The organism is Marinilabiliales bacterium, assembly GCA_007695015.1.
GTDB lineage: Bacteria > Bacteroidota > Bacteroidia > Bacteroidales > PUMT01 > PXAP01.
Genome location: REEN01000058.1, coordinates 74964 through 94809 on the forward strand (window position 1 = coordinate 74964; position 19846 = coordinate 94809).

The window sequence follows — 19846 nt, forward strand, 5'->3', positions numbered from 1 at the left end:
TAATAAATAGTCATGAGCCTGTCTTCAATAAGCATAAAAAGACCTGTGCTGGCATCGGTATTCACCATCCTGATAATACTGTTCGGGGCAATAGGTATGACTTTTCTTGGGGTCCGGGAATTTCCCAGTGTAGACCCTCCCATTATCAATGTAAGGGCATCTTACCCGGGAGCCAACTCCGATGTTATCGAAACTCAGATTACGGAACCCCTGGAACAGTCCATTAACGCCGTGCCGGGCATCAGGTCCCTTACCAGCGTCAGCCGGCAGGGCAGCAGTAATATCACTGTCGAGTTCGAGCTAAGTGTCGATATGGAAACTGCTGCAAATGATGTACGTGACAAGGTAGCCCAGGCGCAGAGACTCCTTCCAAGAGATGCTGATCCGCCTATTGTCTCCAAGGCAGATGCAGACGCAAGCCCTATAATGCTTATCACTGTCATGAGTGCAGAAAGATCATTGCTTCAGTTGTCAGAAATTGCTGATCTGACAATAAAAGAGCAGTTGCAGACAATTGACGGAGTAAGTGCCGTGATGATATGGGGTGAAAAAAGGTATGCAATGAGGTTATGGCTGGATCCCGCCAAGCTTGCAGGCTACGGACTCACTCCCCTCGATGTCAGGAATGCGATTGCCCGCGAAAATGTTGAGCTTCCGGCCGGGAGGATTGAAGGTAATACTACTGAGTTGTCAATCAGGACTCTCGGACTAATGACGACCCCCAGGGAGTTCAATGATATGATCGTTTACCAGTCCGGCGACCAGATAGTGCGGTTTTCAGATGTCGGAAGGGCCGAACTTGGTCCCGAAGATATCAGGGGAATTATGAAAAGAAACGGCATTCCCTCAATTGCAACGGTCATAATACCGCAACCGGGGTCAAATCATATTGATATTGCCGACGAGGTGTACAGAAGACTTGCAATGATGGAAAGGGACCTACCCGATGATGTTGTGGTTGAGATAGGTTTTGACAACACCGAATTTATACGGTCATCAATTGCTGAAGTGCGGAATACCATATTTATTGCGTTTTTCCTTGTTGTAGTGGTGATATTTTTCTTTCTCAGGGACTGGCGTACCACGCTGATACCCATACTGGTTATCCCGGTGTCTCTTATAGGATCATTCTTTATTATGTACCTGGCGGGGTTCACCATCAATGTGCTGACACTTTTGGCTATAGTTCTTGCGATCGGTCTTGTGGTTGATGATGCCATTGTAATGATGGAGAATATTTACGTCAAGATAGAAAAGGGCATGGCCCCTGTGCAGGCAGGGCTTGAAGGATCAAAAGAGATATTTTTTGCCATCGTTGCAACCACCATTACGCTTATTGCAGTGTTCTTTCCGATAGTTTTCATGGAGGGTATGACGGGAAGGCTTTTCCGCGAATTCAGTATTGTAATTGCAGGAGCCGTCGCAATATCATCGTTTGCTGCACTCTCTTTCACCCCGATGCTGGCAACCAAGATTCTTAAACCCAGGAAAAAGAAACATGGCTGGTTCTACCAGAAAACCGAGACGTTCTTTATACATCTCAATAACTCCTACAGGAATTCACTTGAGAAATTTCTTGCAAGACGGGCATATACTTTTGCAATCATAGGGGGAGCACTGGTCCTTATTGTTCTCTTCTGGTCAGTCATCCCTGCCGAGATGGCACCTCTTGAGGACCGCTCAAGGATAAGTATGAATGTCTCTACCCCTGAAGGGGCTACGTATGAATTTGCCTACGATTATATAGAAGATCTCGCAGCAATGGTTAGTGAGGTTGTGGATGAAGATGAAATAGAGGCAATACAGGCTATGACCAGGGGCAGCGGAGGTTTTGTCTGGATTGTGCTGGTCCCGGCTTCAGAGCGCAGCCGTTCACAGATGCAGATAGCAGCTCAAATTTCAGCTGAAGCCAGGAATCATACCAGGGCTATGGCCAGGGTAATGCAGCAATCCACTTTCGGTGGCAGGCGGGCCGGAATGCCTATACAGTACGTTCTGCAGGCCACAAATATTGAGAACCTGAGGGAGGTTCTGCCGGAATTCATGGACCGGGTTAATGAAAGCCCCGCATTTCAGATGGCTGATGTAAATCTGAAATTCACCAGGCCTGAATTGAGAATCCATATAAACAGGGAAAAGGCAGCACTGATGGGGGTCTCTACGCAAAATATCGGCCAGACCCTGCAACTTGCATTGAGCGGGCAAAGATTCGGATATTTTTTTATGAATGGCAAGCAATATCAGATCCTGGGTGAAATGGAAAGAGACAACCGCAACAAACCCCTTGATATTAAGTCGCTTTATGTGAGGAACAACACTGGTGAAATGGTTCAGCTTGACAATCTTGTCACCCTTGAGGAGCAGACTGCCCCACCCCAGCTTTTCCGTTATAACAGGTTCGTATCAGCAACAGTCTCTGCAGGTCTGGCTGATGGATGGGCGATTGGCCAGGGACTGGAAGAGATGGACCGCATAGCAACAGAAGTTCTGGATGATACTTTCCGTACCGCGCTTGCTGGAGATTCCAAAGATTTCAGTGAAAGTGCATCCAGCCTGATGTTTGCCTTTCTCCTGGCCCTGGTCCTGATATTCCTTGTGCTGTCGGCCCAGTTTGAAAGTTTCAAAGACCCGCTTATAGTTATGATGACAGTGCCGCTGGCGCTAACCGGAGCTCTGTTTTTCATGTGGTATTTCAACATTACCCTTAACATATTCAGTCAGATCGGCATCATTATGCTGATAGGCCTGGTATCCAAAAACGGTATACTGCTGGTAGAATTTGCCAACCAGAGAAAGCGTGCCGGAATGAACAAAATGGAGGCAATCAAGTTTGCCGCAGCTGCAAGGTTCAGGCCGATCCTCATGGTGAGCATATCGACCATACTGGGTATATTGCCGCTTACATTCGGATTCGGTGAAGGAGCACAGAGCCGCATAGCGATGGGTGTGGCTGTTATCGGGGGACTGGTTGTTGCGACGTTTCTCACCCTTTATGTAGTTCCCGCAATCTATACATATGTATCAAGCGAAACAAAGAAACAGGAAAATGAGGTTACATCAACTGCTGCTGCTTAGTATTGTTTTTGTTTTCAATACTGGCATTTCATGGGGTCAGGAATACAGTCTGAGCGAATTTATTACCACAGGTATGGAGAATAATTTCTCACTGCAGATTGCACGCAACCGCCAGGAAATATCAGAAAACAACTTTACTCCGGGCAATGCAGGATTTTTCCCTGTACTTGATCTCAGTACAAGACAATCAGGAAATATCAACAGCAACTGGCAGTCCTTTGCAGACGGCAGCTCTGCCTCAAACCAAGGGATTCACAATACAACCACCAATGCCGGACTCAACCTGGGATGGAACCTTTTCAGCGGTTTCCGGGTAAGGACTACCTATAACAGACTGGAAGAGCTGAAGTCCCAGGGGGAACTAAGCACAAAGCTTGCTGTTGAGCGGTTTGTTGCGCTGACTGCCACTGAATATTATAACTTCATACAGCAGGCAAGGCAGCTTAATAACCTGACATATGCAGTATCTCTGTCAAAAGAGCGGTACAGGATCGACGAAGAGAGATATTTGATAGGTTCGGGGTCACGCCTGCAGATGCTTCAGTCCCGTGTTTTTCTCAATGCCGACAGTTCAAGGTTGTCACGTCAGTACGAAGTGCTCAGGGCCTCACAGATCAGGCTTAATGAGCTAATAGGCGCAGAAGACTTTGATTACCTGTTGGGAGTAAAAGATACCATGATAATAGTTGACAGGGGACTTGATTATGATCTTTTGTATGAAAGGATGCTTGAACAGAACACCAACCTTCTTATGGCGGCAAGCAACCAGGTTGTATCTGAATATGACAAAGAGATCATCGCCTCCCGCACATATCCTTATGTGAACTTCAACACCGGATACGGTTACACATTCAACACCTTCCAGTCCGGCAACCTCGATCATCAGCACACACTGGGTTTAAGTTACGGCCTTACTGTTGGCATAAACATCTTTGACGGATTTAACAGGCGCCGGGAGATAAGCAATGCGATGATTGAAATACAAAACCGTCAGCTATCCTTTAACCAGGTATTGCAGGAGGCTAAAGCTGACCTGATGACTATTTACAGGGCCTATGAAAACAACCTGAGGCTGCTGGAGATGGAATACCAGAATCTTGAAACAGCCCGGGAGAACATGGATATAGCTTTTGAACGTTACAGGCTTGGAGTGCTTTCGGGAATCGAGCTCAGGGAAGTCCAGAAAAGCCTTCTTGAAGCAGAAGAGCGCCTTCTTTCGATTCAGTACCAGACCAAGCTTGCAGAAATATCCCTGCTTCAGATATCGGGAAGGATAATGGAATACCTGTAACAGGTTTACACCTCCTTAAGAAGCTTGTTCTCCTGACATTTCTCAAGAGTATTGTTGAATGCATCCATGATACCCTTCAGCTTTTCAATCTCTTCACTTTTTCGGGCTATCAGCACATCCATACCCCTGTGGTCCAGTTTATCAGATATAAATTTTATGGTTATCCTGTTAATATCTATTGCAGGCTGGTATGCCGTCTCCTTGACAAATTTGGTCTTTGCTTCTGAGATGACATTAATATCGACAAGTTCATACAATAATTCCCTTACGAGCCTTATAGGGATCTCCAGTTCGTTGCTTATCTGCCTTGCTGTATAGGGAGGTACTCCATTCTCAAAGTTTTTCACAAGAAGATGTGCTATATAAAGAGTCAGGAGCCGTCTGTTGTAACTGCTCATATTCAGTGACTCAGCCTCAAATTCATATTGTTCAACATTTTGGTTTGCAAAGGATATCTCTGCACCAAAAAGCACTACCAGCCAGCTAACCTGCATTACCAGCAGAAGAAGGGGAAGCGCCGCAAAACTACCGTAAATGGCATTGTAACGGGAAACACCAACCTGAAAATGGATATAACTCCACTGAACAAGCTGAAACAGGGTGCCGGCAATAATCCCGGCCAGCAGGGCAGATGCAAAGTTAACCTTGGTATTAGGCATAATCATATACAAAATTGTAAAGAGTGTCCATAGAAGCAAGTATGGTATCAGCTGGACAAAAAACATTATTATGGGGCTGAGAAATCCCAGAAGTACAAAACTCTGAGTAATATTGGAGATCTGGGTAGTGATAAAAACCGTAAAACCGTTAGCCAGTATTATGAACAGTGGAGCTATCAGCATCATCGAAAAATAGTCCGCGAACTTCCTGGTGAAGCTGCGTGGCTGGTTTATCTGCCATATTTCATTGAATGAATGTTCAATATGACTTAGAACCTTCATGATTGTCCAGAACAGGATAATTAGTCCCACTCCTGCCATAAGTCCGCCCCTTGTAGTTTCCAGCAATGACTGTGAAAAGCTGAGGACCCATTCAAACACTTCCTCCCTGCCTGCAAAAACTTTGGACAGTTCTTCTTCAAGGTATTGATCCAGTCCAAAGCCTTTGGCTATTCCAAAAGCCATGGCAACTACCGGAACCAGGGATAAAAGTGTATAGTATGTAAGGGCCGAGGCCCTGAGCTGGATTTTGTCCTCACTGAAACCCCGAAGTGCAATTATCAGTATTTTCAGCTGTTTAAGCAGAAAAGCCCTTAAAGGTGGCAGCTCATCAATTGGCATTCTCCAGATATCTCTTTTAAAGAACCGGATGACCCTGTTGATTTTTTCTTTGTCAACCATGTTAAAGACTTTTTGTATTTACCATAAACTATGAGTAAATATACATAAAATTATTCTGCATAAAATCACACAGAGGCGCATGATAAATTTCTATGTAAAAAAGAAGTCAGCTTCAGGATTCCCCGTGCAAATCTGAATCCCTCTAAAAAAGGTTATCCGGGCGGAGGCTATTTCAGCTTTTCCAGCGCATGTTCAATACGGTCAAATGCATCATTTAGTTTAGCATCACTTGCTGCATATGAAATTCTTACATGGAATGGTGATCCGAAAGCTTCGCCGGGAACTGCTGCAACATGGGCGTGTTCGAGCAGAAACATACAAAAGTCATTTCCGCTTTCAATCACACCGCCTTCATACTTCATACCTTTGAAATGGCTGATTTCGGGGAAGAGATAGAATGCTCCCTCCGGTTTTGAAACATTCATGCCTTTTATTTTCCCTGCTCTTTCAGTTACCAGGTCTCTTCTGCGCCTAAAAGCTTCCCGCATTTTCCATGTATATGACATATCTCCCGTAAGAGCAGCAATTGCTGCCTTCTGAGCTATTGATGATGGCCCGGAAGTGAACTGCCCCTGCAATTTACTGCAGGCTTTGATTATAATTTCAGCAGCAGCCATGTATCCTATTCTCCACCCTGTCATTGCAAAAGCTTTTGATACGCCGTTAACCAATACCACCCTGTCTTTTATCTCTTTGAACGAGGCTATCGACTCATGCTTCCCCACGAAGTTAATATGCTCATAAATCTCATCGGATATGATAAAAATATCCGGATACCTGTTGAGGATCTCTACAAAATCGGAAAGCTCGTCACGGGTATATACACTACCTGAAGGGTTGTTCGGAGAACATAGCAGCAGCACTTTGGTTTTTGGCGTAATCGCATCTTCTATCTGCGAGGGGGTAACCTTGAAATTGTTGTCTGCAGAGCTCTCAAGAATAATGTTATTTCCCCCTGACAGTTTGACCAGCTCAACATAGCTGACCCAATAAGGAGCAGGAACAATAACGTCATCACCCTCATCAACCAGCACCATCAATGCGTTAGCAATGGAATGCTTCGCGCCCGAGGAGACAATAATATTTGATGGCGAATAATCAAGTTTATTTTCATTCTGCAGCTTTTTTACGATGGCCTGTTTAAGGTCAAGGTATCCCCCGGCCGGCGAATAAAATGAGAAATTATCATCAATTGCTTTCTTTGCGGCCTCCTTAATATGGGGAGGGGTGTGAAAATCCGGCTCACCTACACTCAGGTTAATTATGTCTACACCTTTAGCCTGCAAATCACTGCTCTTTTGATTCATTGCCAGGGTTTGAGAATCTGACAATTTCCTGATCCTGCCTGAAACAATCTCCTTCATTTTTTCATCTTTTTAAGTGAGACCCTAAAAATAGAAAAATATTGAAACTTGCGGGTAAGATGGATAAAAATTATTTATTATTGCATAAAAAACAACCCCTATGGCTGACTTTCTGGAAATCTTAAAATATACACTGCCGGCACTGATAGTCTTCTTTACATCGTGGCTTCTGATAAGGAAGTTTCTTGATAGTGATCAGAAACTGAAAAAGATCGATATGATGTATAAAAACGAGCAGTATATTCTTCCAATTCGATTGCAGGCCTATGAAAGGCTTGTTCTTTTCCTGGAGCGTATATCGCCAGAATCGCTCTTAATGAGGATGAACAGTAAAAAGATGACCAGCCAGGAGCTACATTCAGAATTACTGACCACAATAAGAGCTGAATATGAGCATAATCTTTCCCAACAAATCTATGTAAGCAGGGAGAGTTGGGAAGTAATCCGGAATGCCCGGTCAAACATTGTCAACATAATAAACGAAGCAGCCAAAAGCATAGAACCTGGTTCTCCCTCAATTAAACTAAGTCAGACGATCCTTGAGTCGATTATTGACAAAGAAGATTCACCGGCTAATGTTGCTATTGACTTCCTGAAAAAGGAGATTAAACAATTGTTCTGACAAAACCTTAGAGTTATTACCTGAAGCCTATGTAGTATACATAGCCCATACTGATGTTGATATTGAAGTTTCGGGGAGAACTTCCTGAAATTTCCTTTATCATTGGGATACCCATAGCGCCATGAATATTTATCATAAAGTCAATATCGTCATAAAGCCGCAACATCATTCCCGCTCCCAGCAATATGCCATAATCGAGAGATCTGAATTCGGATGTGATATTTTCACTCACCCGTGACTGCTGGTCGCCATTATATAACGCTCCCCGCCTTTGTGCATTCATCAGATATGCACCATATGCCCCGGCATTAAAGTGAAACCTGGGATATTTACCGGTAGTGCTGAACTTATAAAGTACCGGAACAGTCAGGTAATTGAGGTTGGTATTGATCTTATGTATAAATTCGGGTGCGCCCTTCTGTTCAAAGGTAAGCGATGTACTGATCGATTTTGCATCATCGAAAGAATAGTTGCCGGTAAACCTGAAACTGGCACCAAGAAATCCGGCATGTCGCTGATATTCAGGAGACGAGCTTATGCCAGCCATGTTGATACCGGCATCGAAAGCAATATATCTTATCTGCGGATGCTTTTGTCCCCATGATGTACCCGTAGCCAGGATACATAATAATAAGGCTGGAAACGCAAATTTACGGGTCATATTTCTTTTCAAATCAACCAAAATTAGGCAAATATTGCAAAAAAAAAGCCCGTATATTAAATAACGGGCTCTTTTGGGTGATATTATTTACCTACATCAGATCTATACTTCTTTTAACAAACCTTGAAAGGTCCTCTCCTTTAAGCATATTGTTTGAAAGCAGGGCAAGATCTATGAGCTGTTTGACCAGCTTGTTGTTTTCTGCAAACTTTGTCAGCCGTTGCTCTCTCTTGCTATCAAGATCTTCAAGTTTTTTATTCAGGTCAGCAAGCCTCTCCTTGTCTTCCTGGCTGACTTCATCCTCTTTCTTTGATTTGTTCGCTTTTTCGATTTCATCCTTACTGGTATGTATTGGCTCGGCTTTAGCCCTGATCTTCTCCAGATCCTTACCGGCTGACTTCTCTTTCTCCTCAGCCAGTTTGATAACCAGCGGGTGATTCGAATTGATCACCAGGTTGAAACTGTCGGGCATTTCACCATAAAACCCCATTCCCCCACCAACAGATGACATATCTTTCATTCTTCTCATAAATTCGGATTGGGTAATAGTGACCGGACTGTCACTTTCTCCCATACTTTCAAATGAAACCATGAATACCGGTTCTGCCGGCAAAAGGTTTTTAAATACAACCGCAAGGTCATTTTGCTGGTCGGCAGATAATCTTGAGTCAGCCTGATCATCTTTTTGTATCAGTTTGTCGGTTACATCAGCATCAACGCGCACAAACCTCGAATTCTGGAATTTCGTTTCAAGATGATTGATAAAATGTGTATCAAGCTGACCCTCCATTAAAAGTACGTCATATCCCCTGGCCCTGGCAGCTTCAATGAACGAATATTGTTTCTCCTTATCAGTTGCGTAAAGGTAAATCAGGTTCTTATGTTTATCGGTTTGATTTTCCCTGATCATTTTTTCATACTCTGCAAACGTAAAGTATTTATTCCCGGTATTCTTAAGGAGTGTAAATTTTTCAGCACGCTCATAAAACTTTTCATCGGTCAACATTCCGTATTCAATGAAAACTTTCAAATCATCCCATTTCTTTTCAAACTGTGAGCGATCGTTCTTGAAAATATCATTAAGCCTGTCCGAAACCTTTTTGCTTATATGGGAGGAAATCTTCTTTACATTTGAGTCACTCTGGAGATAACTTCTTGAAACATTGAGTGGAATATCAGGCGAATCTATCACCCCATGCAACAGGGTAAGGAATTCAGGGACCACACCTTCGACAGAATCGGTCACATAAACCTGGTTGGCGTACAACTGTATCTTGTTCTTCTGTATCTCGAAATTGTTTTTGAGTTTTGGAAAGTACAGAATTCCGGTAAGATTAAACGGGTAATCAACATTCAGATGGATATAAAAGAGCGGTTTATCGCTTAACGGATAAAGATCATTATAGAACTTTTCATAATCATCATCCTTGAGATCCGCTGGCTTCCTGGCCCATAAAGGCTCTGTCTCATTTACAATACGAAGTCTTTCAGTTTCAACCTCTTTGCCGTCCTTCCACTCCTTCTCCTTACCAAAAGCGATCGGCACGGGCAGAAATCTGCAATATTTCTTGAGCATTTCCAGTATCCTGTTCTCTTCAAGAAATTCTTTGGAATCGTCGGCAATATGAAGAATAATATCCGTACCCGCATCATCCTTTTCTATCTCTTCTATGGTATAACGCGGACTTCCATCACATGTCCATTTGACTGGTTTTGCATCTTCCTGATACGATCTTGTAATGATTTCCACCTTTTTCGCAACCATGAAGGAGGAATAGAACCCCAAGCCGAAATGACCTATTATGGCTTCAGCCTTATCCTTGTAACGCTCAAGAAAATCTTCCGCACTTGAGAATGCAATCTGGTTGATGTATTTTCTGACCTCCTCTTCTGTCATCCCGACCCCGCGGTCTGATACCGTAAGGGTCTTCTTTTTCTTATCAATATTAACATGAATTGTCAGGTCACCAAGCTCGGCCTGGTAATCACCAACAGATGCCAGGGTTTTGAGCTTTCTTGTGGCATCAACTGCATTTGAAATCAGTTCTCTGAGAAATATTTCATGATCCGAGTACAGGAACTTTTTAATGATCGGAAATATGTTCTCGGTCTTAACATCAATTTTACCTTTCTGCATTTTATATGTTAAATTTTAGTTAAACAGCAGTTAAACAACCTCGCACTTTCAAAGTATGTGCCAAAACCAATTCATGACAAATAGTCACCAGAGTGAAATCCTGCGCAGAATACTATCCTGTGAGCAGAACATAAACAAACCCTGACAGCGTGAATAAAAAAAATACCAGGAATGAAAAAGCGGTAAATCTGCAGATCCTTCTTTTGTTTTCAAAATTCTTCCTGGCAATTATCCATTTGAAGGCATTGTCAATCCTGAACATAACATTTTCATTGTTCGCTATATGAATCATGTTGCCTTTGCGCAGTGATGAAACATCTTTTTCCAGCTCTTTATGGTGGCAAACATTTATTACTTCAGCATTGGGGATCAAATTGATAATCCTTTCAATAATACCGGATTTTAAATATTTGTCAGGTTTGCCCATATGTACGGCCAATATGACAACGTGATCATTCTTTTTTGAATTTTTTCTGCTGTTAAATTCATTGAAGAATTTGTCAGCCGACGGATAAACATGCAATATATATTTGTTACCCGGGGAATACCTCTCCTTAATATCTGCTTCAAACAGATAGTTCTCATCAATAAGGTGTACATATAAAAGCTTCGCCGGGATAAAATCCATCTTTACAGGGTTAATTTGTGATTTGACAGCCGTATTAGGGAACTCCGGGTTTTTTCCATTCAAAATCAGGTTTATGCATCCATTTACCATCTTGAAAAATAAGTGCATCATGGGTCATGTCAGGGCCGTAAAATCTGTGCTGCCCCTCAAACCTTGGTGCAGACGGAGATAAATGATCATACACAATCATGTCAAGTTCGGGAATATATCGCATGAACATGACGACCTGTGAAGAATACCTGAATATCAGCCGGTATTTGGTGTCCCCCTTATACATAAATACAGGGGCGCCGAAAACGGCCTTATTATCATGGATATGCAGAACATCAATCATCTTGGCATTTGTAAAAACATCATGAAAGCCAAACCCGATCAGCGTATAATGAACCCTCCCCCCTGCTTTCACAGGGTGTACCTGGTAATACAATGCTCCATACCAGCTATCTGATGAATATTCCACACGATCCTCAATTTTCCTGTTCCCGGCAACCTGGTTAAGCGGAATAACAGTTGCCCCATTCCGGTCTGCTTCGACTACCTGGATAAACCCGAAATATCTATGCTCTGAACGAGACTCAGATATACTCCAGGTATAGATTCTTATTAGGCTGTCAGCAGATGAAATAATTCCAACCGAATTCAGACTGTCGAACGGATAGAAGAATGAAGCCGGATTATTCAATGTCTGATCCAATATTTCCAGAATGCTGTCGTTGATCAATAGTTTTTCTGATAGATTCTCAGATCTGTGGAGTTTTACAAAGAGGGTTTTTAACTCATTTTCTGCAAACATGGTATCCTCATAACATAAATCGGAAAATACTGACGAAATTGACAACATAGATAATAAGAGGAATACAAACATTTTTAATATGTACTTATATGTATATTTAAAATAATAATATTATTTTTGTAAATATATTCAAAAACCATGGACATCAAATCCCGCATTAAGAAAATAGTCACTTTAAGGCTTATCATTGGTATTGCAGCAGGAGGAATACTGGGCTTTGCCTGGTATTATTTTATCGGGTGCAATTCAGGCGGATGTTCAATTACATCCGACCCCTACAGAATGACATTGTTTGGAATGGTATTCGGCGGTTTGCTTATTAATAAGTAACAGGGCGAGTTACATCTTATCCAGACAATCGAGCAACACATTACAGGCATGTTCAGCCTCGCTGCGCTCAATGATCAGTGGAGGACATATACGTATTGATTTTTCATTAAAAAGAAACCAGTCGGTTACAACTCCTCTCTCAATGCATTTATCAATTACCGAACGCACCATTGAACTGCACCCCAGATCAATTGCAATCATCAGACCTTCTCCCCTAACTTCCCTTATTTTTGCATGATCCAGCATTTTTTTAATGAATACTCCCTGTTTCTCAGCATTTGCAAACAAACTATTATGTACAATATACTTAATCGAGGCAATAGCTGCAGCACATGACACAGGGTGACCGCCAAAAGTGGTTATATGACCAAGGGCGGGATCAGTACAAAATGATTTCATTATTTCCCTTTCGGAGATAAAAGCACCAAGTGGCATGCCCCCGCCAAGCCCCTTTGCAAACAACGCGATATCGGGATATATTCCATATCGGTCCATGGCGAAAAGTTTACCTGTGCGGCCGAAGCCGGTCTGTATCTCATCAAAAATCAGCAAAGTACCGGTTTCATTACACCTGGCCCTGAGATCGTCAAGAAATCCAGGAGACGGTAAAACAACACCTGCCTCACCCTGTACCGGCTCGGCAATTACACAGGCAGTATTGACACTTATGGCATCAAGCTGCTCCCGGGAGTTAAAATCAATATGCCTTACTGAAGGGATAAGGGGGCGGAATGCACGTTTCTGGCTTTCACAACCGGTAACACTAAGTGCCCCCATCGTACTTCCGTGATATGCATTTTTAAACGCGATAATTTCATGACGTCCTGTAAATCGCCGGGCAAGCTTAATTGCTCCCTCAACAGCTTCACTACCGCTTCCGGTGAAGAATACTGAATTAAGGTTCCCGGGGAGCAGGCTGCAGAGCAATTCAGCCAGAATTACCTGGGGTTGCTGAATAAACTCTCCGTAAACCATAAGGTGCATGTGACGTCCGGCCTGATCATGAACCGCTTCTACAACCTGAGGATTATTATGTCCGATATTGCTGACAGATATGCCGGATATAAGATCAAGGTACTTTCTCCCTTCAGGAGAGATCAGCCAGCAGCCCTCTGCTTTTTCAATTTCGAGTTTAAGTGGCGAATTGGAAGTGGGTGCAAGATAATTAAGGAATAGCTGACGGGCGGTAGTCATACTTAAAAGTAAGCTTATTTAATCATAAGGTTAAGGTCATTCATGAGCTTATCCTTGTATGATTTGCCTATCGGGATAGATTTCTTACCTCCTTCAACAGGGATTATAATTGAATTATCCTCGATCAGGTTAATGCTGCTGGTATTTACAATATAGGATCTGTGAACGCGGGAAAAACGATTTGCAGGAAGCTTTTGCTCTATCGATTTCATCGTGAAATGGATAGTAAATTTATCATCGAAAGTATTAACAATGACGTAATTCTCCAACGCCTCTACCCAAAGAATGTCTTCGTATTTAAGCCTGATAAGTGAAGAGTTTTTCTTTATAAATATCTCATTCCGGCCGTCAGGAACAGAAGATACTTTCATATACTGACTGTAGGCTTTATCCACTGCCTTGAAGAACCTGCTGTATGTTACAGGTTTGAGAAGATAATCGGTTACATCATATTCAAACGCAACCAGGGCATAATCTTCTTTTGAAGAAATAATAACTATCTGGGGTGGATTTTTCAGTGTTTTAATAAACTCTATACCGGTCATTTCGGGCATCTCAATATCAAGAAAGATCAGGTGTACCTCATTTCCAGATCGGAAAAGTGGAATTGCATCCACAGCATTTTCAAATGAAGCTATATGATGCAGGAAGTCGGTCTTCTTTATAAACTCCTCAATAACCTTTCTTGAGAGTTTATCATCGTCTATTACAATACAGTTCATCAAACTCAAACAATGTTAGAAAAAATCCTGATAAAACAAATATCTACCCCAAATAGCAGCATCTCTTATTCCTGATCATAATAAAAGTATGCTTTCAATGAACTACAATTCACATCGTAGAAAGTGAAGGAACTTGGATGAACGATCAAAATTAAAGGATAAAAATATGATTTTTTTTGATAAAAATCAAAAATCGGCAAAATTCATCTATCTTCCGGCATGCTTATGCTTAGTAAGAAAATCCCTTTCTATAAGGTCTGCCCGCTTTATTGACTGACGAAGCCATTCCAGCTTGATCTCCTCAACAGAACTACCGTCGAGATGCCAGGAAATATCACTGTTATTCAACCGGCTTCTCAAATTGTAAAGAATTATACCGGCTGATACAGAAACATTGAAGCTTCCGGTAAAACCATACATGTCAATGGTAATGAATTCATCCGAACAAGCCATAGCTGCCTGTGAAAGTCCGTCCTTCTCAGTCCCCAGCACAAGTGCTGAAGGCCCTTTTCCAATATCAAAATCTTCGAGGCTTACTCCTGACTGATGCGGACTGGCAGCTACTATCCGGTACCCCTTGTTGCGGAGTGAATTGAATACGGCATCAATATTACCTTCCGGTTCTTCATACCTGCGGATACTCAGCCATTTAGAGGCGCCCAGTGCCACTTCCGGATTAATTTCAAAACTATTTCCAGACTCAATAATATGTACGTCCTGAATACCGAAGCAGTCACATGTGCGAAGCACCGCACTTGCATTATGCCCCTGGTAAATGTTTTCACAGACTACGGTTAAATAGCGGGTCCTGTATTCGAGAACCCTTTCGAAAGCTTCAAGTCTGTGTGCGCTGACAAAATCTGACAAATGCTCAATCAACTCCTTCGACATGACAATTAGGAATTAAGATCCATATGCGACCTGAATATTGATGAAGATCGACATGCAAAACTAACATAAAAAAAGGGAGCCTTAATAAGCTCCCTTTAAATTCCGGTATGATGATTAATTACTGAACAGTGTCATTTAGTTCACTTCCAGCCTTAAATTTAACAACTTTCTTAGCTCCAATTGTTATTGGTTTACCGGTCTGAGGATTACGGCCAGTTCTGGCATTCCTCTTTGAAACTGAGAATGAGCCGAAGCCTACCAAAGCCACACGGTCACCTTTTTTAAGAGCATCTGTAGTTGCCTGAACAAAAGCGTCCAGGGCCTTTTTTGCATCAGCTTTTGTCAGCCCTGCACCTGCTGCAATTGCATCGATTAGTTGTGCCTTGTTCATAATGATTGAATTTTAGGGTTAATAATACTTTGAGAAAAACGTTTCATTTTAGACAAATATATTGCATTTATCGAGTATGTCAAATTTCAGTCGGTAAAAATTCACGAAATATTGATAAAATAGTGGTTTTTGTTAATAAAGTGGCCAAAATACCGGTTTAAACAGTACTGTAAAGTAGCCGGCGGCGGCAATATAATTAAACAATACTGATTAATGCCTTTATTGCAAAATAGAACCCCTGCTGGGATGAATTCAAAAATAATTGTATTTTTGTAGCGGAGAAATGGCAGAGTGGTCGAATGCGGCGGTCTTGAAAACCGTTGTTCCGTTACCGCGGAACCGGGGGTTCGAATCCCTCTTTCTCCGCCATTATGCAGAAGATTGAATATCTTCTGCTTTGTTTTTGGGAGAGATGCCGGAGTGGTCGAACGGGGCGGTCTCGAAAACCGTTGTTCTGCTATCGCGGAACCGAGGGTTCGAATCCCTCTCTCTCCGCAAAAGCATTTAAAGGCTAAACCCGCGAAAAGCGGGTTTAATTTTTTGGGTACAGGCCTGCAAAAGCTTGCTTTTGCAAGGACTGGAACCGAAAATAAGTGCCGCCAGGCGCTTAAACTTTAAATGCTTTTAAGCAACTCCATAATGGGATCGCGAAGAATGAGCAATCCCTCTCCAGCCGGAGGCGTTGGAGAGGAAGAAGGTCGCGAAGAATGAGCAATCCCTCTCCAGCCGGAGGCGTTGGAGAGGAAGAAGGTCGCGAAGAATGAGCAATCCCTCTCCAGCCGGAGGCGTTGGAGAGGAAGAAGGTCGCGAAGAATGAGCAATCCCTCTCCAGCCGGAGGCGTTGGAGAGGAAGAAGGTCGCGAAGAATGAGCAATCCCTCTCCAGCCGGAGGCGTTGGAGAGGAAGAAGGTCGCGAAGAATGAGCAATCCCTCTCCAGCCGGAGGCGTTGGAGAGGAAGAAGGTCGCGAAGAATGAGCAATCCCTCTCTCTCCGCAAAAGCATTTAAAGGCTAAACCCGCGAAAAGCGGGTTTAATTTTTTGGGTACAGGCCTGCAAAAGCTTGCTTTTGCAAGGACTGGAACCGAAAATAAGTGCCGCCAGGCGCTTAAACTTTAAATGCTTTTTAGGTAAAATATTGCATATCATGCAGCTTGCGGTAGTATCCGTTGAGAGCAAGCAAGTTGGCGTGTTTACCTCTTTCAACAATCTGCCCCTCATGAAGCACACATATCTCATCAGCAAACTGGATCGTCGACAGCCTGTGGGCAATAACCAGTGAGGTCCTGTTTTTCATCAACCGGAAGAGTGCATCCTGAACAAGCCTTTCCGACTCGGTGTCCAGTGCGGAAGTTGCTTCATCAAGTATCATTATTGGCGGGTTTTTCAGAACCGCCCTTGCTATGCTGATACGCTGCCTCTGTCCGCCGGACATTTTGCTCCCCCTGTCACCGGTCTTTGTATAGTAGCCATGTTTGGATGCCATAATAAAATCATGGGCATTGGCAACCTTGGCGGCATTAACAACATCCTGCTCAGTTGCATGGTCTACACCGAAAGCTATATTATTAAAAAATGAATCATTGAAGAGAATTGGATCCTGGTTGACATTCCCCATTAGTCCCCGCAAATCAGAGATCCGGTAATCCCTGATCGACTTGCCATCAATCAGGATATCACCCTGCCTGACGTCATAAAACCTGGGCAGCAAGTCAGCCATTGTAGATTTGCCTGAACCTGACTGGCCAACGAGTGCAACAGTTTTCCCTTTTTCGATTACCAGATTAATATCGCGCAGAACATCGTGATGATCATAGCTGAAATAAACATTCCTGTATTCTATGGAACCGCTGAACTCCTCAATTGCAACCGCCCCGGGTTTTTCAATTATATTGTTACCGGCATCAAGCACGTCCTGTACCCTTTCAACAGATGCAAGCCCCTTCTGCACATTATACATCGCAGTGGAGAATGATTTTGAAGGTGCAATAATAAGGTAAAACAGCATCAGGTAACCAATGAACTCCTGCGAATTAAGATCGCTCGCATCAGCAAGCACAAGTGTGGCGCCGAATACCATAATGGTTATCATAACGATTGTACCGAGGAATTCGCTGACCGGACTTGCAAGGGAGCGCCTTCTTTGCATTTTGACCATTATCCTTGTATAAAGCATATTCGTGCCCCTGAACCGGTTACGCATTTTATTCTCTGCATTGAAGGCCTTTATTATCCGGAGGCCTCCAAGGGTTTCTTCAATCATTGAGAGCAAAACTCCCATCTTTTTTTGTCCCTTGAGCGATGTCTGCCTGAGTGTTCTGCCGAGCCTGCCGATTATGAACCCGCTGACCGGAAGAAGAACCAGGACAAAAAAGGTAAGTGACGTACTCATATAGAATAATGCACCCAGATATATTATTATCTGAAAAGGGTCTCTGAACAGCATTTCCAGCGAACTGACTATCGAGGTCTCAATTTCCTGGACATCACCTGTCATCCTTGCGATAACATCTCCTTTCCTGGTTTCGGAAAAATATGATAAAGGAAGTACAAGAACCTTGTCATATATCTGATTTCTGATATCTTTTACCACCCCGTTCCTTATGGGTGCCAGATAGTACATAGCAAGATAATGAAAGAGGTTTTTACCAAACGACATTATAATTATCAGTAAGCTGAGAAACATAAGCGCACGTACCGGACCATGATCTGTTATCATATTACTGATAAAGTAATTGAAATGCTGCCTGACTGATTCAAGGGTGTATTCAAATTCACCCACACTTGTCATGGCAGGTTCATTCTGGAACAATATGCCCAGAAAGGGGATTGCAATTGTCACTGAAAAGAGAGCGAAAAGTGCAGAAAGAAGGTTCAGGGTTATATTCAGTGTCCCCTTCTTCCAGTAGGGAATCAGAAAACGCAGTATCTTGCCGATATTCTTCATATAAATCTGTTCGGATAGCTGTCAGGGCTTAATTCCCGTATAATTGAACGGGGTTAACATCTTAAGCTCTTCCTTTATCCTGTCATCAATGTCAAGCGAATTTACAAATCGGGCAAAATCTGCCTCTGTGATCTTCGAATCCTGTCGGGTAAGCTTTTTAAGTGCCTCATATGGCTCGGGGTATCCCTCCCGGCGCAGTATTGTCTGAACGCCTTCTGCTATTACCATCCAGTTGTTCTGAAGGTCAGCCTCTATAGCAACCATGTTCAGTGACAATTTATTCAGCCCGCGCATAATAGCTTTTATAGCAATCACTGTATGTGCCAACGGCACTCCTACATTCCGTAATACGGTCGAATCGGTCAGATCCCTCTGCAGCCGTGAGATCGGCAGCTTGGCAGAAAGATGTTCAAAAACCGCATTTGCTATACCCAGATTGCCTTCGGCATTTTCAAAATCAATCGGATTGACCTTATGGGGCATTGCTGACGACCCAACCTCTTCTGCCCGGATCTCCTGGCTGAAATAATCCATCGATATGTAACTCCAGAAGTCCCTGCAAAGATCAACCAGTATCGTGTTAATTCGTTTCAGGTTATCAAAAATGGCGGCAAGATTATCATAATGCTCGATCTGTGTAGTAACCTGCGAACGGTCCAGTCCAAGTTTCCCATTTACAAACTGGTTCGCAAAACCGATCCAGTCCACCCCGGGATATGCAGCATAATGGGCATTAAAATTCCCGGTTGCTCCCCCAAACTTGGCAGAACATGGAATCTCTCTCAGCAAAGCAGCCTGTTTGACAATCCGTTCATTGAAAACCCTTATCTCCTTACCAAGTCTGGTGGGTGATGCAGGCTGACCATGCGTCCGCGCAAGCATGGGTACATCCGACCATTCAATCTCTGCCTGCTTTAGCTTATCAATAAGAGTTTCTATAACAGGATAATAAACCTCACGCAATGCATCTCTGACCGACAGGGGTATTGCAGTATTGTTTATATCCTGGCTGGTAAGACCGAAGTGTACAAACTCAACATACCGGTCAAGTCCGCACTCCCTGAAAGCATCTTTGATATAATACTCAACCGCCTTGATGTCATGATTGGTAATCTTTTCTGCCTCTTTCACCCTCAGAGCATCCTCAAGCTTGAATTCATCATATATCTTTCGTATATTTTCCTTGTCACCGGTCTTTATATCTTTAAGCTGCGGCAGAGGAATATCAGTAAGTGCAATAAAATATTCCACTTCAACATAAATACGGTATCTGATCAGGGCATACTCAGAAAAAAAGACAGCAAGCTCATCAGCCTGCTGGCGATATCTTCCATCAACGGGTGATAATGCAGAAAGTCGTCCGATATCCATAAGCTACTGTCTTATTATTGTTCCGGGCAAAGTTAAAAAAAATAAAGACTTATACTGAGTTCAGTCCGCAATATGATTTGATCGGTAATTT

16 protein-coding genes and 2 tRNA genes are annotated in these 19846 nt (G+C 43.0%); 6 read left to right on the forward strand and 12 right to left on the reverse strand.

The window, feature by feature from the left end:
* Positions 1-12 precede the first annotated feature (12 nt).
* Together EA408_07580 and EA408_07585 are read left to right on the forward strand one after the other, a co-directional pair.
* The gene (locus tag EA408_07580; protein ID TVR72170.1) at positions 13-3075 is read left to right on the forward strand and encodes an efflux RND transporter permease subunit; all 3063 of its coding nucleotides are present in this window, start codon (positions 13-15) and stop codon (positions 3073-3075) included.
* On the forward strand, positions 3017-4366 hold the full coding sequence (locus tag EA408_07585; GenBank protein TVR72171.1) for a TolC family protein: 1350 nt from the start codon (positions 3017-3019) through the stop codon (positions 4364-4366). Before EA408_07580 ends, EA408_07585 begins: the two co-directional genes overlap by 59 nt.
* A gap of 5 nt (positions 4367-4371) precedes the next feature.
* Here EA408_07585 and EA408_07590 read toward each other — a convergent pair whose 3' ends face one another.
* Together EA408_07590 and EA408_07595 are read right to left on the reverse strand one after the other, a co-directional pair.
* Positions 4372-5706, reverse strand: coding sequence for a YihY/virulence factor BrkB family protein (locus EA408_07590; GenBank protein ID TVR72172.1), 1335 nt, complete (start codon positions 5704-5706; stop codon positions 4372-4374).
* A 167-nt stretch (positions 5707-5873) separates the two neighbouring features.
* Positions 5874-7070, reverse strand: coding sequence for a pyridoxal phosphate-dependent aminotransferase (locus EA408_07595; protein TVR72173.1), 1197 nt, complete (start codon positions 7068-7070; stop codon positions 5874-5876).
* Positions 7071-7170: 100 nt separating this feature from the next.
* Here EA408_07595 and EA408_07600 point away from each other — a divergent pair, with 100 nt between their 5' ends.
* Entirely contained in the window at positions 7171-7692 is a 522-nt protein-coding gene (locus tag EA408_07600) for a hypothetical protein (GenBank protein ID TVR72174.1), read from the forward strand.
* A gap of 16 nt (positions 7693-7708) precedes the next feature.
* On the opposite strand, the gene EA408_07605 is transcribed toward EA408_07600, so the two are convergent.
* The 4 genes from EA408_07605 to EA408_07620 form a co-directional block, all read right to left on the reverse strand.
* Positions 7709-8353 (reverse strand): PorT family protein, encoded by a 645-nt coding sequence (locus tag EA408_07605; GenBank protein TVR72175.1) that lies wholly within the window; start codon positions 8351-8353, stop codon positions 7709-7711.
* Positions 8354-8444: 91 nt separating this feature from the next.
* The gene (gene htpG / locus EA408_07610; protein TVR72176.1) at positions 8445-10490 is read right to left on the reverse strand and encodes a molecular chaperone HtpG; all 2046 of its coding nucleotides are present in this window, start codon (positions 10488-10490) and stop codon (positions 8445-8447) included.
* Positions 10491-10602: 112 nt separating this feature from the next.
* Positions 10603-11118, reverse strand: a complete 516-nt coding sequence (locus tag EA408_07615) for a hypothetical protein (protein TVR72177.1) — start codon at positions 11116-11118, stop codon at positions 10603-10605.
* A gap of 34 nt (positions 11119-11152) precedes the next feature.
* Positions 11153-11911, reverse strand: coding sequence for a hypothetical protein (locus EA408_07620; GenBank protein ID TVR72178.1), 759 nt, complete (start codon positions 11909-11911; stop codon positions 11153-11155).
* A 138-nt stretch (positions 11912-12049) separates the two neighbouring features.
* On the opposite strand from EA408_07620, the gene EA408_07625 reads away from it, so the two are divergent.
* Complete coding sequence (locus EA408_07625; GenBank protein TVR72179.1) at positions 12050-12241, forward strand: hypothetical protein; 192 nt, start codon at positions 12050-12052, stop codon at positions 12239-12241.
* Between the two features lie 9 nt (positions 12242-12250).
* Here EA408_07625 and EA408_07630 read toward each other — a convergent pair whose 3' ends face one another.
* From EA408_07630 to EA408_07645, 4 genes are all read right to left on the reverse strand, one after another.
* Positions 12251-13435 carry an aspartate aminotransferase family protein gene (locus EA408_07630; GenBank protein ID TVR72180.1) on the reverse strand — a complete coding sequence of 395 codons (1185 nt, stop codon included), beginning with the start codon at positions 13433-13435 and terminating at the stop codon, positions 12251-12253.
* A 14-nt stretch (positions 13436-13449) separates the two neighbouring features.
* Positions 13450-14157, reverse strand: a complete 708-nt coding sequence (locus EA408_07635) for a DNA-binding response regulator (protein TVR72181.1) — start codon at positions 14155-14157, stop codon at positions 13450-13452.
* Positions 14158-14364: 207 nt separating this feature from the next.
* Positions 14365-15048, reverse strand: a complete 684-nt coding sequence (locus EA408_07640; protein TVR72182.1) for a TrmH family RNA methyltransferase — start codon at positions 15046-15048, stop codon at positions 14365-14367.
* Positions 15049-15166: 118 nt separating this feature from the next.
* Complete coding sequence (locus tag EA408_07645; protein TVR72183.1) at positions 15167-15439, reverse strand: HU family DNA-binding protein; 273 nt, start codon at positions 15437-15439, stop codon at positions 15167-15169.
* A 277-nt stretch (positions 15440-15716) separates the two neighbouring features.
* On the opposite strand from EA408_07645, the gene EA408_07650 reads away from it, so the two are divergent.
* Positions 15717-15808, forward strand: a tRNA-Ser gene (locus tag EA408_07650).
* Between the two features lie 37 nt (positions 15809-15845).
* A tRNA-Ser gene (locus tag EA408_07655) sits at positions 15846-15937 on the forward strand.
* Between the two features lie 626 nt (positions 15938-16563).
* Here the strand turns inward: EA408_07655 and EA408_07660 are convergent.
* Together EA408_07660 and EA408_07665 are read right to left on the reverse strand one after the other, a co-directional pair.
* Positions 16564-18384 carry an ATP-binding cassette domain-containing protein gene (locus EA408_07660; protein TVR72184.1) on the reverse strand — a complete coding sequence of 607 codons (1821 nt, stop codon included), beginning with the start codon at positions 18382-18384 and terminating at the stop codon, positions 16564-16566.
* Between the two features lie 21 nt (positions 18385-18405).
* Positions 18406-19755, reverse strand: a complete 1350-nt coding sequence (locus EA408_07665; GenBank protein ID TVR72185.1) for an adenylosuccinate lyase — start codon at positions 19753-19755, stop codon at positions 18406-18408.
* Between the last annotated feature and the right edge of the window lie 91 nt (positions 19756-19846).